The sequence below is a fragment of the Pseudomonas sp. P116 genome (assembly GCF_020149425.1).
GTDB classification, from domain to species: domain Bacteria; phylum Pseudomonadota; class Gammaproteobacteria; order Pseudomonadales; family Pseudomonadaceae; genus Aquipseudomonas; species Aquipseudomonas anatoliensis.
The window spans coordinates 191,807-205,243 of record NZ_JACVHB010000009.1 but is presented as its reverse complement, the minus strand read 5'-3'; the positions used below and the strand labels follow the sequence as shown (position 1 = coordinate 205,243).

At 59.5% G+C, this 13,437-nt stretch carries 10 protein-coding genes; 6 read left to right on the top strand and 4 right to left on the bottom strand.

The window, feature by feature from the left end:
- Positions 1-38: 38 nt before the first annotated feature.
- The 4 genes from ICA15_RS26020 to ICA15_RS26005 form a co-directional block, all read right to left on the bottom strand.
- The gene (locus ICA15_RS26020) at positions 39-536 is read right to left on the bottom strand and encodes a GNAT family N-acetyltransferase (RefSeq protein WP_210555019.1); all 498 of its coding nucleotides are present in this window, start codon (positions 534-536) and stop codon (positions 39-41) included.
- Position 537: 1 nt separating this feature from the next.
- Positions 538-1,176: a LysE family translocator gene (locus ICA15_RS26015; RefSeq protein ID WP_210555018.1), complete on the bottom strand. Its 639-nt coding sequence runs from the start codon at positions 1,174-1,176 to the stop codon at positions 538-540.
- 24 nt (positions 1,177-1,200) lie between these two features.
- The gene (locus tag ICA15_RS26010) at positions 1,201-1,635 is read right to left on the bottom strand and encodes an NUDIX hydrolase (RefSeq protein ID WP_210555017.1); all 435 of its coding nucleotides are present in this window, start codon (positions 1,633-1,635) and stop codon (positions 1,201-1,203) included.
- 71 nt (positions 1,636-1,706) lie between these two features.
- Positions 1,707-3,065 carry an HD domain-containing phosphohydrolase gene (locus tag ICA15_RS26005; protein ID WP_210555016.1) on the bottom strand — a complete coding sequence of 453 codons (1,359 nt, stop codon included), beginning with the start codon at positions 3,063-3,065 and terminating at the stop codon, positions 1,707-1,709.
- A 251-nt stretch (positions 3,066-3,316) separates the two neighbouring features.
- Between ICA15_RS26005 and ICA15_RS26000 the strand changes: the two genes are divergently transcribed.
- The 6 genes from ICA15_RS26000 (at position 3,317) to ICA15_RS25975 (ending at position 13,367) form a co-directional block, all read left to right on the top strand.
- On the top strand, positions 3,317-5,581 hold the full coding sequence (locus ICA15_RS26000) for an EAL domain-containing protein (protein WP_210555015.1): 2,265 nt from the start codon (positions 3,317-3,319) through the stop codon (positions 5,579-5,581).
- Complete coding sequence (locus ICA15_RS25995) at positions 5,578-7,500, top strand: putative bifunctional diguanylate cyclase/phosphodiesterase (protein ID WP_210555014.1); 1,923 nt, start codon at positions 5,578-5,580, stop codon at positions 7,498-7,500. The genes ICA15_RS26000 and ICA15_RS25995 overlap by 4 nt, the downstream gene beginning before the upstream one ends.
- Entirely contained in the window at positions 7,497-8,450 is a 954-nt protein-coding gene (locus ICA15_RS25990; protein WP_210555013.1) for a cytochrome-c peroxidase, read from the top strand. Before ICA15_RS25995 ends, ICA15_RS25990 begins: the two co-directional genes overlap by 4 nt.
- Positions 8,447-10,261, top strand: a complete 1,815-nt coding sequence (locus tag ICA15_RS25985) for a DAHL domain-containing protein (protein WP_210555012.1) — start codon at positions 8,447-8,449, stop codon at positions 10,259-10,261. Before ICA15_RS25990 ends, ICA15_RS25985 begins: the two co-directional genes overlap by 4 nt.
- The gene (locus ICA15_RS25980) at positions 10,258-11,655 is read left to right on the top strand and encodes an ATP-binding protein (RefSeq protein ID WP_210555011.1); all 1,398 of its coding nucleotides are present in this window, start codon (positions 10,258-10,260) and stop codon (positions 11,653-11,655) included. Before ICA15_RS25985 ends, ICA15_RS25980 begins: the two co-directional genes overlap by 4 nt.
- A gap of 92 nt (positions 11,656-11,747) precedes the next feature.
- A complete protein-coding gene (locus ICA15_RS25975) occupies positions 11,748-13,367 on the top strand; it encodes an FMN-binding glutamate synthase family protein (RefSeq protein ID WP_150601756.1) in 1,620 nt (539 codons plus the stop codon).
- Positions 13,368-13,437: the final 70 nt, after the last annotated feature.

The following is a 13,437-nucleotide window of genomic DNA, read 5'->3' as shown; positions in this document are numbered from 1 at the left end:
GCGAGCAGGCTCACTCCTACAGGGTTCTGCGCATGGATTCAGATCTGGCGCCACATGTGGATCTTGTCGAAGTAATCCTCGCCCACCCGCACTGCCAGCGGCTCAAGACCAAACTGGATAAAGCCGCAGCGCTCATACAACTTGAACGCTGTGTCATTGCCAGCAGTAACCGTGAGCTGGATCAGCTTCAGCTCGGGATGATTCTGCGCCTCGGCCAGCGCCGCTTGCACCAGTTCAAACCCCAAACCGTGCTGACGAAAATCCGCCGACACATACATGCCGAACAGCGTGGCCTTGTGTCGGGCCTTCTCTCGCGGCTCGAATGCCAAACCGACAATGCCAGCCAGCGTGCCACTTTCGAATGCGCCGAGCACCACATCGAGCTTGCTGGTCAGGCGCGCTTCCCACCAGCTCAGCGGCATCACTGCGCGTTCACGCACGCTGGAGGTGAAGGCCTGCGGATGCCGGTCGTAGGCTTCGAGCATCAGTTCCCGATAGGCCAGGGCATGGCTGGCGTCCAGCTTTTCGATCCACATCTCAAGCGGCTCGCCGTTGCTCAAGCATCAAGCGAATGGCCAGACCGCCCAGTACCAGGCCCATGAAATAACGCTGCATCACCAGCCACGTCGGGTTGCGCACGAACCACGAAGCAATGCCCGCCGCAAACAGCGCAATCAGCAGATTGACGCTGAAACTGACGCTGATCTGAGTCAGGCCGAGGATGATGCTTTGGGTGAACACCGAGCCGTGTTCAGGGCTGATGAATTGCGGAAACACCGAGAGATAGAACACCGCGATTTTCGGGTTCAGGGCGCTGGTAAGAAAGCCCATGGTGATCAGTTTGCGCGACGAATCCGGCGGTAACTGCTGGGCTTCGAACGGCGAACGCGCGCCGGGTTTCAGCGCCTGCCAGGCCAGCCACAGCAGGTACAGCGCACCCGCCCACTTCAACACTTCATAAGCCATCGGCACCGCGAGGAATACCGCGGTCAAACCGGCAGCAGCGGCGAACATATGCACAAAGAAACCCGCGACCACGCCTAGCAACGAGGTGAACCCGGCCTTGCGCCCCTGACAGATCGAACGCGAGATCAGGTAGATCATGTTCGGCCCCGGCGTGAGGACCATCAGCAACGCGGCGGCGGCAAAAATCAGCAGGTCTTGAAGCGGGATCATGGTGGGCGTCCCTTGCGTTAATGATCAGGCGATTTGGGTCAGCGAGGCTCGATAAAACGGCAGGATCAGGTCGCGTGTCAATGGCGCCAGTTCGAGCGCCGGATCAGTGGCCGGATCGCCCCAGATGACCTCTTCGATTTCAGCTGCCGGGAAGACTTCGGCATTGATGGTCAGTTGAAAGATTTCTGCCTGCACGACAAATCCCGGTTCATTGGCGGCGGGAGCCGAGAACTGGCCAAGGAACGTCGCCTGCGATGGATCGATCACCAACCCCAACTCTTCTTCCAGCTCACGGGCCAGTGCCTGCACCGGCAATTCATGGGCTTCGATCTTGCCGCCCGGTTGCATGAACGCCGTGGTGGCGCGTTTGCGTACCAGCAAGGTCTGGCCGTCGGCGTTGAGCAACAGCGCGGCGGCAATGTGGATGATGCGAGGTGAAACGGCGGATGCACACGTCATGGGTCAGCCACGGGCCTGGAGAAAACCGCAAGGATCCCATGCCTGCCCCGCCAACGTCACCTCTTACGCCATCACCTCTGTGCCTCGAGCGCCCCTTCGACTTCCTCCGGTACCTTTACGAACACTTTGTATTTGGCCCCCTCCATGGCCTCGAAGCTGATCAGTTTGTCCACCAGCAGTGCGCTCAAAACCTTGCCGGTATTGAGCAGCAACATGCCGTTGTCGGCATTCAGGTTGCGCGCCAGAATCATGCCCGCCGCCAGCTCGCGGGTGCCCAGCACCTTGACGTCCGGGTCGGCGAGGACCACGTCGCTCAGGAACGCCGCGCATACCTTGATGAAGTCCTCGACCAGCTCGGGATCGTAAAGTTTGCCAGCGTACTGACGCAGGTATAACAACGCCTCGTCGCTGTTCATTTGCCGCTCGAGAATCAGCCCGCGCTGCAATTCGACGAAGTCCACCGCCAGCTTCAACAGTCGCGAACCCAACGGGATCGCCTCGCCCTTGAGCCGATCCGGAAAACCGCTGCCGTCCCAGCGCTCCTGATGATGCAGGATCAACCGGGCCGCATCCTTCATCGGGTCGAGGGTCATCAACAGCGATTCGCTCTGTTTCGGATAACCGCGATAGCGATCGCGCTCGGTATGGCGAAGCAGATCCGAGGGGGTGACCATCATGTTGTCGGTCCAGCTCAGTTTGCCAATGTTGTACAACGCAGCGGCCATGGTCAGGTCACGACTGCCGGCTTCATCGATGCCGTGCATCTTGCAGTAGCCGCGCACCAGTTCGATGATCTGCCGATTGGTCTGCTTGGCCGGCGGCAGGCGCAGGTTGGCCAGCAACGAGAACACTTCGGTGCCAGTCACGTAACTGTGTTTGAGTTCCTCGTAAGCCAGATCAAGCATGTCGGCAGTCTGCTGCAACTCAGCGGTACGCGCGGCGACGTGTTTTTCCAGGGTGCTGTTGAGCAGTTTGAGCTGATCATTCTGCACTTGGGCCAACCGCTCCAGGCGCTGACGTTCACGCTCCGAATGCTGATGCTCCAGCGCCTGGCGCAAGGTCAGGAGCATTTCTTCGTCGTTCCAGGGTTTGCTGATGTAGCGATCGATCCGCCCTTCGTTGATGGCTTTGATGATCGCCGCTGGATCGGCGTAGCCGGTGAGCATGATCCGCGTGGTCGCCGGATAGAGTTCATGGACACGAGCCAGCAATGTCGCGCCGTCCATATTGGGCATGCGGGCGTCGCTCATCACCAGGTCGACGGGCTGTTGGGTCAGCATTTCCAGCGCCTGAGCACCGCTGGTGGCCAGCAGCACGTCGTAAGGCTGACTGCGCAGCAGACGCCGCAGGCTGTTGAGGATCGACTCCTCGTCATCGACCAGCAACACCTTCGGCCGGTGCGGTGAAATCGGGGCAGATTGTTCTTCCATGGGGTGGCCTCAAGCGAAACAGTGAACCAGACAGGCGCGCCGACAGACGTCCTGACTTGCCTGCGCTTGAAGGCAAGGCTAGATGATTTTCGCGGGGCTCACGCAATACATTGGTTACACACCTGCAAGCGAAGTGCCCTGCGGCCAACTATGCTCAAGAGGTCGAACGACACCAACGGCCTGCGTGCGGGCATGCAAGGAGGGGAAAGGATGCTCCCGAGTAACAGCGAGTCTGGATCTGGCGTTGCGCCGTGAGTGCGCAAGCCGGGCCGATCAACCGCCGCATACTCATCGTCGACGATACCGCGTCGATTCATGCCGATTATCTGAAAATACTCAGTCCGGGCAATGCAGGCTCCGACAGCCTCGGGGAAACTGAAAACCTGCTGTTCGGCACCCCGGCCACCGCACCGAAAGAGCATTTTGAACTGGACTCGGCATTTCAGGGCAGCGAAGCGCTGGAAAAACTGCAAGCCGCCATGGCCGCTCAACGCCCTTATGCGATGGCGTTCATCGACATGCGCATGCCACCGGGCTGGGATGGCCTGGAAACCATCGAACGGCTGTGGCAGGTCGACCCCAAGCTGCAAGTCGCGTTGTGCACGGCCTACACCGATTATTCCTGGGAGGACATCGATCAGCGGCTGGGGCTGACCGATGGTCTGCTGATTCTGAAAAAACCCTTCGATGCGATCGAGATCCGCCAGATGGCCAGTGCCCTCACGGTCAAATGGCAGATGACCGAGAACGCCGCGCTGAAAATGACGCAACTCGAACTGGCCGTTCAGGAGCGCACGCGAGAGCTGTCCGACGCCAATATCATCGTGCAGAACAGCCCGACGATCCTCTACCGGTTACGCGGCGACCCCTCGTTCAAACTGATGTATATCTCGCACAACATCACGCGATACGGCCATGTGGCCGCCGATCTGGTGGCATCGGCAAACTGGGCGCAGGATCTGATTCATCCCGACGATCAGGCTGGCGTAGATGCCGCCATGGCCCGGGTGCTGGATCGACACGCATTGGGCGCCTCGATCGAGTTTCGCCTGCGCACCGGAGAAGGCACCTGGCGCTGGGTAGAGAATCGCTACGTTCCGGTCCGCGACCACGATGGCCGCTTGCTGGAGGTCGAAGGCATCATCCTCGACATCACCGAGCGCCGTGTGGCCGAGGAGAAGCTCGCCTTGCTGGCTCGCACGGACGGTCTCACCGGGCTGGCCAATCGCGCCACCCTGATCGAGCGTCTGCATCAGGCGTTTGCCGGCGCACGTCGGGGCGCAGCGCCATTCGCGGTGTTTTATCTGGATCTGGACCACTTCAAGCGAATCAACGACAGCCTCGGTCACCCGATCGGCGATCTGCTATTGCAGGAAGTGGCGCGGCGGATCAAATCGAGTGTGCGCGAAAACGACGTCACGGCGCGCCTGGGCGGCGACGAATTTGCGATTCTGCAACTGGACGTCAGCGACCCGACCCGTTCCGCCGCCATGGCCAGCAATATCCTCGATGCGCTGACGGCGCCGTTCCACCTGGCGGGCAATGCCGTGCATATTTCAGCCAGCATCGGCATCAGCACCTACAGCGACGCCTGCCACGACGCCGACAGCCTGCTGGGGCAGGCGGACATGGCGCTGTACCGCGCCAAGGACACGGGCCGCAATCAGTATCACTTCCACTCTGAGGCGATTACCCAGGAAGTGGCCGAGCGCATGGCCATCGTCAATGAGCTGATGATTGCACTGGAACGCGATGAACTGGAGTTGAAATACGCGCCGGAAGTCGACATGCACAGCGGCAGGATTTTAGGCATGGAAGCGCAGGTCTGCTGGAATCACCCCACGCGCGGACTACTGCAAGCGAGCGCGTTTGTCCCGGCCGCGGAGATAACCGGCGCCATCATTCACCTCGGTCGCTGGGTGCTGGATCGCGCCTGCCGGCAAATGAGCCAGTGGCGCAACGCCGGGGTAGCGCCACCGGTGATGGCGATCAAGATTTCGCTGGCCCAACTCAAGAGTGGCCCCGAGCTTATCTACGACGTATTGCGCACCACCGCACGCCATGAACTCGCCCCCTGGGATCTGCGTTTTGACGTCACCGAAGCGACGCTGGCCCAGACCAAGTGGACCCACAACGACGTGCTGCCGAGATTGAGTGAGCTGGGGGTGAAAATCGCCATCGATGATTTTGGCACCGAATACTCATCGTTCGACTACCTGAAAACCTATCGGGTCAATCACCTGAAACTCGCCCAGTCGTTTCTGGACAGCGCGACTCAGGACACGGCCGGGGCCAACACGCTGAAGGCGATCATCAATTTCGCCAGGGATCTGGGTATCGGCATCATTGCCGAAGGCGGCCAGCAGCCGGGGCAACCGCTAATTCCAACACCCGACGTTCCGCTGCCGGCTGCGCAGGGCCTTTACTTTCGGGAGGCGCTCAGCCCCGAGCGCGCGGTCCGGATGCTCACGGCCGCCAGCAGCGAGTCGAACGGCACAAGGGAGAGTGAGGGATGAAAACGCCCTTTGCCCAGACCAACCGCCGGATTCTGATCATCGACGATACCCCGGCGATTCACGCTGACTTTCGCAAGATACTCACCCCGGACACCAGCGGCGAAGCAGATCTGAACAGCCTGGAACAGACGCTGTTCGGCACCCGACAGGCATCGCACCTGGCCTTCCAGCTCGACTCCGCCTATCAAGGGCAAGAAGCGCTGAAACTGGTTCAACTGGCTCTGGAGCAAGGGCGCCCCTATGCGCTGGCCTTCACCGACATGCGCATGCCGCCCGGCTGGGATGGTCTGGAAACCATCGAAAGACTGTGGCAAGCCGATCCGAACCTGCAAATCGCCTTATGCACCGCCTACACCGACTACAGCTGGGAGGCCATGGCCGAACGGCTGGAGTTCGGCGATCAGTTATTGATCCTGAAAAAACCCTTCGATGCCCTGGAAATTCGCCAGATGGCCAACGCCCTGACCTGGAAATGGCAACTGGCTCAGGATGCCGCACTGAAGATGCTCAACCTCGAACAGACTATCGAGGCACGGGTCCACGAATTGCTCAAGGTGTCGCATCTGTTGCAGTACGACAGCCTTACAGGTCTGCCCAACAGCACCCTGCTCGGTGACCGCCTGACTCAGCACCTTGCTGCCTGCCGACGCCATGACAAAAAACTGGTGGTGCTGTTCCTCGGTCTGGATCGCTTCAAGCGCATCAACAATGCGCTGGGGCATCCGGCCGGCGACGAAATGCTCAAACGGGTGGGTCAGCAGTTGCTCAAAAGCGTGCGCGGATCGGACTCGGTTTTTCGCTATGGCTCTGACGAGTTTGTGGTGATTCTCACCGATATCAACCACCCCCAGCAGACCCGCAGCATCGCCGAAAAACTGCTGGGCATTATCCGCACGCCACAGATGATCGCGGGGCATGACGTCAGCGTCACCGCCAGCATGGGGTTAAGCGTTTATCCGGACGACGGGCTTGAGGCCACCGAACTGATCAAAAAAGCTGAAACGGCCATGCGTAACGTCAAGGACAGCGGTCCGGACAATTACGGTTTTTTCATCGAGGCGATGAATGCGCGCGCCCGGGAACAGCAGAGTATCGAATCCGGTATTCGCCAGGCGTTGCAGCGAAATGAATTTGTCTTGCACTACCAGCCAAAAATCGCCCTGCAGAGTGGTCGGATTGTCGGTGCGGAAGCGCTGGTTCGCTGGCAAAAACCGGGGCATGGCTGGGTCTACCCGTCAGATTTTATTCCAGTGGCCGAAGACAGCGGGCTGATCGTCCCGCTGAGCAAATGGGTGTTGGCCGAAGCCTGCCGCCAGACGCGGCAATGGCAAGCAGCAGGATTGCCGCCGATCCGCATGTCGGTCAACACCTCGGCCATCGACTTTCGTCAGCGCCACTTTGTCGAGAGCGTCGAACAGGTGCTTGCAGACACGGGGCTGGCCCCCTGCCTGCTGGAGCTGGAAATCACCGAAAGCGTGCTGATGCAAAACGTCGACGCGACCATGAGCGCGTTGCAACGGTTGAAAGCACTGGGGATCAAGTTGGCCATCGATGACTTCGGTACCGGGTATTCAAGCCTCAGCTACCTGCGTCGCTTCCCTATCGATGTACTGAAAATCGATCAGTCATTCATTCGTGGTCTGAGCAGCGACAGCAGCGATGCCGCGCTGGTCGGCGCGATCATCAGCCTGGGCAAGAGCCTGAGTCTGAACGTCATCGCCGAAGGTGTGGAAACCGCAGCGCAACTGCAATATCTCAAGGATCACCATTGCGAAGAAGCTCAGGGTTTCTACTTCAGCGAAGCCTTGCCGGCACCGGCATTTGCCCAACTGCTGAGCGCAGGACTGCCGGGGTCCTGGGCCGATCCATCGGCCTCCAGCGACAGTCCGCCGACCAGCACGGGGGACAATCTCCAATGAGCCTTTTCCGTTACACGCTAGCCTTCATGATTTGCGGGGTTTGTATCAATGCTGCCAGCGAGCCATTGAACCAGCCACTCAAGCCGTTGCCCGAGATGGCTCCCGTTAATCGCGAACGCGTCGCGCTGGGTCGCCAATTGTTCAATGATCCGCGGCTATCGGCGAACAACACGTTGTCCTGCGCCAGTTGCCACCAACTGGACAAGGGCGGTGCCGACACCCGTGCCCTGTCTCTGGGCTTCGATGGCAAACCGGTGGCGTTCAACACGCCCACGGTGCTCAACGCCAGCCTCAATTTCCGGCAATTCTGGGACGGACGGGTCGAGACGCTGGAGGAGCAAGCCGACAATGTCATCACCAGCCCCCACGAAATGGGCGGTGACTGGGAAACCGTCGTGCAACGCATCTCCGACGATCCCGGCTACCGCAAGGCCTTCGACGGCGCCTACCCGGATGCCGTGACCCAAGCCAATATCCAGAATGCGCTCGCCACCTACGAACGCACCCTGTTATCCCCCGGGTCGCGCTTCGATCAATACCTTTTGGGCGATACCGACATCCTCACCCTCGAAGAAAAGTACGGCTATCAACGCTTCAAGGACTACGGCTGCATCGCCTGCCATCAGGGCGTGAACATCGGCGGCAACATGTTTCAGAAGTTCGGCGTATTCGGTGATTACATCGCCGATCGCGGTAACCCGACGGTCGCTGATCTGGGACGATTCAACGTCACCGGCGACGAAGCTGATCGCGCGGTTTTCAAGGTGCCTAGTCTGCGTAATGTCGCGCTGACCGCACCGTACTTCCACGACGGTTCAGCCCCCGACCTCGAACGGGCCGTGGACGTCATGTTCCAGTATCAACTGGGGCGCATGCCGAGCGCAGAAGACAAAACACTGATCATCCAGTTTCTCAAGACCCTGTCCGGCCAATGGGAGGGCAAGCCATGAAGAAGATGTCACGCAGAACCAGCCTGCTGTTGGTCACGCTGGTAGCCATTCTGCTGGCCTCGACGCTGTTGTTCCTCTACCTCAAGTCCAGCTCCGAAAAGACTGTCACGTACATCGAATCGCGCGACTTGATCCGCCAGATCACCCAACAGGACGCGCGTTGGGAAAACGAGATACTCAAAGCGCGCGTGGCGATTTCCCATAACTACGACCCGCTGGTGTCTCCGGTGATCGAGATGCGCCAGTTGTGGGAGCGCTTCGCCACAATGGAGTCGGGGCATGGGCGCAAGGACTCCAGGCAATGGAACGATGCGCACGAAGGCTTTCTCAAAGCGATGCAGGAAAAGACTCGCCTGGTGGAGCAGTTCAAGTCCCACAACGCCTTGTTGCGTAACTCCCTGGCCTTCCTGCCGACCGCCGAAGACGATATCCAGGCGCAACTGGCGGACTTGTCCGACCTCGACAAGCTGCAAGTACAAAACATCGCCACCGACACCTACGACTTGCTGCTCAGTGCCCTGGAATTCGCCCAGGTCACCTCTGCCGACAAGGCCGCCGACATCGAAGTGGGGCTGAACAAACTGGCGGTGAACGCGCAACGCTTGCCGGAAGAATTTCATGCCCCGGTGAAGATTCTCAGCAGTCACGTCGCGCTGATCTTGCGCGAGCAGCCAATCGTCAACGAACTGCTGGAAAACATCGAAGCCGTGCCCGTGGCCGAACGCCTGGACGACATCACCCACATGCTCAACCTGGACCAGCAACGGGTCGAAAAAATCGATCGCGAGTACCACTTCTACATGCTGCTGTTTTCCGTGCTGCTGATGTTGTCGCTGCTGTGGCTGGCCGTCCGGCTGATCCGCAGCTTCGCCGAGATCCACCGGGTCAACAACGCCCTGCAAAACGCCAACGATGTGCTGGAACAAAGGGTCGAAGAACGCACCCAGGAACTCAAAAATGCCCAGAGCGAGCTACTCGACGCCGCGCGGCAGGCGGGCATGGCTGAAATCGCGACCAACGTGTTGCACAACGTCGGCAACGTGCTCAACAGCGTGAACATCTCCTGCGAGCTGATCGGGCGAAAACTGCGCAGCAGCAAGGCGCTTGGCCTGGGCAAGGCCATGCAGTTGATCAACGCACACCCCAACGACCTCGGGCATTTCCTCAGTGAGGACGACAAGGGCAAATTGCTGCCCGGCTATCTCAATCAACTGGTCAGCGCGATTGCCCAGGAACAGCAGGAAATGGCCGATGAACTGGGCCAGATGAACAAGAGCGTCGACCACATCAAGGACATCGTCGCCACCCAGCAGTCCTACGCGGGGGCCAACAGCATGACCGAACCGCTGTATATCGACGAGCTGCTGGAAGACGCCCTGCGCATGAATGCCGGCGCGCTGACTCGCCATCACGTCACCGTGGTCAGGCAATACAGTGAAGTGCCCCAGGTGATGGGTGACAAACACCGCTTGCTGCTGATTCTGATCAACCTCATCAGCAACGCCAAATACGCCATGACCGACCTCAGCAACCGCCCTCGGACAATGACACTCGGGGTGGAAATCGTTGACGAGACCTTTCTGCAAATCAGCGTCCGGGACGATGGTGAAGGCATCGCCCCGGAAAACATGACACGGATCTTTGCTCACGGTTTTACCACGCGCAAAGAGGGCCACGGTTTTGGCCTGCACAGTTGCGCGCTGGCGGCGATCGAAATGAACGGCCACCTCACTGCCCATAGCGACGGACCAGGGCTGGGGGCCTTGTTCACCTTGCAACTTCCGCTGATCACCGTAACGGAGAACGCATGAGCGAACTGTCGAACCGTCGCATTTTGCTGATCGACGACATGCCGTCGATTCACGAAGACTTTCGCAAGATTCTCACACCGCCCCTGGCGCACTCGGCAGAACTGGACGAGATGGAGACGGCGCTGTTTGGTGCTCAAGTCCGCCCGCAACGACCGAATTTCGAGCTCGACTCCGCTTACGGTGGCGAGGAAGGACTGGCCAAACTCAACCTCGCCCTGCAGGAGCAGTGTCCCTACGCCTTGGCGTTTGTCGACATGCGCATGCCCGACGGATGGGACGGCGCGAAAACCATCGAACACCTTTGGCAGCAGGATCCGCAATTGCAGGTGGTCGTCTGTACGGCGTATTCCGACTATTCCTGGGACGAGTTACTGGATCGCCTGCAGGCTCACGACCGTCTGCTGATCCTGAAAAAACCCTTCGACAACATTGAAGTCCAGCAAATGGCCAACACGCTGCTGACCAAGTGGCAGATGACCGAACGCGCGTCATTGCAAATGCATCATCTGGAACATCTGGTGGATCAGCGCACCGCCCAGTTCAAGCAGGCCAGCGTGGCCTTGCAGCGCGAGATCGACGAGCGCAAACAACTGGAAAGTCAGTTGGTGCAGTCCGAAAAGCTTGCCTCGCTCGGACAGATGGCGGCCGGGGTTGCCCATGAAATCAACAACCCGATCGGCTTCATTTCCTCCAACCTCGGTTCACTGGACGGGTACTTTCAGCAGTTGCTGAGCATGCTCGACACCTATCAGGCCGCCGGGCAAACGCTGCCACCCGAACCTGCCGCGCAGTTGCAAAAACTGCGCGAAGAGCTCGAACTGGATTTCCTGCTTGAGGATATTCCTGTGCTGATCCGAGAATCCAAGGAAGGCATCGGTCGCGTCAGCCAGATCGTCAAGGACCTGAAGGATTTCTCCCGGGTCGACACCCAGCAACAATGGCAGTGGGCCAATCTGCAACAAGGCATCGAATCGACCCTGAACATTGTCGCCAGCGAACTCAAATACAAGGCCGATGTGGTCAAGGAATATCAGAATCTGCCGGACATCGAATGCCTGCCGTCACAGATCAATCAGGTGATCATGAACCTGGTGGTCAATGCCGTGCAGGCCATGGGACCTGAACGCGGCGTCATCACCCTGCGCACGGGGCTGCAAGGGGAAACCGCGTGGATCGAAGTGGCTGACAACGGGTCAGGCATTGCGCCCGAAACCTTGCAGAAAATCTTCGACCCGTTCTTCACTACCAAACCGGTGGGGCAAGGGACAGGGCTGGGTTTGTCCCTGTCCTATGGCATCGTGAAAAAACACGGCGGGGATATTTCGGTGCGCAGCGAACTCGGGGCTGGCACTACGTTCCGTGTGCTGTTGCCGCTGCGTCAGTCTGTTGCCTGACGCCGAAATAGGCAGAAAGTCTGGCTGTTCACGGTTTCTACGTTGGCGCAGAATCCCTGCCTGCCCTACAAAGTCCGAACCAAGGAAACCGTATGAGCCTGTCCCTCCTGAGCCGCTACGCCTTCTTTGCCGTCTGCGTGATGTTCACCCTCGCCAGCCTGCCTTTTCTCGAACATGACTGGCTGTGGCCGATCACCGCCGTCACTGGCGTGCTAAGCCTGCTCGGTCTGTTCGACCTGCTGCAAAGCCCGCACGCGGTGCGCCGCAACTACCCGATTCTGGGCAACATCCGTTATCTGGTCGAAGGCATCCGCCCGGAGATTCGCCAGTATTTGCTGGAGTCCGACAGCGACGCCCTGCCCTTCTCGCGCGCTCAGCGTTCGCTGGTCTACTCGCGGGCAAAAAATGAAAGCGCCGACAAACCGTTCGGCACGCTGATCGATGTCTACCAATCCGGTTTTGAATTCATCGGCCATTCGATGCGTCCGGCGCCATTGAGCGACCCGAGCAGTTTTCGTGTCACCGTTGGTGGTCCGCAGTGCACGCAGCCGTATTCGGCGTCGGTGTTCAATATCTCGGCGATGAGCTTCGGTTCGCTCAGCGCCAACGCCATCCGCGCACTGAACCAAGGGGCGAAGCTTGGCAACTTTGCCCACGACACCGGCGAAGGCAGCATCAGCCCTTATCACCGTGAACACGGCGGCGACCTGACCTGGGAGCTGGGCAGCGGCTATTTCGGCTGCCGCACCAGCGACGGCCGATTCGACCCGGAACGCTTCGCCACCCAGGCGCAGAACCCACAAGTACGCATGATCGAAATCAAGATGAGCCAGGGCGCCAAACCGGGCCACGGCGGGATCCTGCCCAAGCACAAAGTCACCAAAGAAATCGCTGAAACCCGCGGCATCATGATGGGCGAAGACTGCGTGTCGCCGTCACGCCACAGCGCGTTTTCGACGCCGATCGAAATGATGCAGTTCATCCAGCAACTGCGTGAACTGTCCGGCGGCAAACCGGTGGGTTTCAAATTCTGCCTAGGCCATCCGTGGGAGTTCATGGGCATCGCCAAAGCCATGCTGGAAACCGGCATCCTTCCCGACTTTATCGTTGTCGACGGCAAGGAAGGCGGCACCGGCGCAGCACCCGTGGAGTTCACTGACCACATTGGCGTGCCGATGCGCGAAGGGCTGCTGTTCGTCCACAACACGCTGGTCGGTTTGAATCTACGCGACAAGATCAAACTCGGCGCCAGTGGCAAAATCGTCAGCGCCTTCGACATCGCCAGCGTGCTGGCCATCGGCGCCGACTGGGCCAACTCCGCACGCGGTTTCATGTTCGCCATTGGCTGCATCCAGTCGCAGAGCTGCCACACCAACAAATGCCCGACTGGCGTTGCGACTCAGGACACTCTGCGCCAACGCGCGCTGGTCGTGCCGGACAAGGCGCAGCGGGTCTACAACTTCCATCGCAACACGCTCAAGGCGCTGGCGGAAATGCTCGCCGCCGCCGGCCTCGATCACCCCTCGCAACTGTCGGCCAAGCACTTGGTACGACGTATGTCGGCGACCGAGATCAAGCTGTTCTCGCAGTTGCATGTATTCCTGAAACCGGGGGAGTTGCTGACCGGAGAAGTGAATGGCGAGTTCTATTCGCGGATGTGGCAGATGGCACGGGCGGACAGTTTTGAGCCACAGGAAGTGGCGGCGGCCTGAAGGTTGATTGTGCCAGTCTGAATCACGGGCGCATTTTTGGAAAAACTGTGAATGACCGGCGCGCCGTATT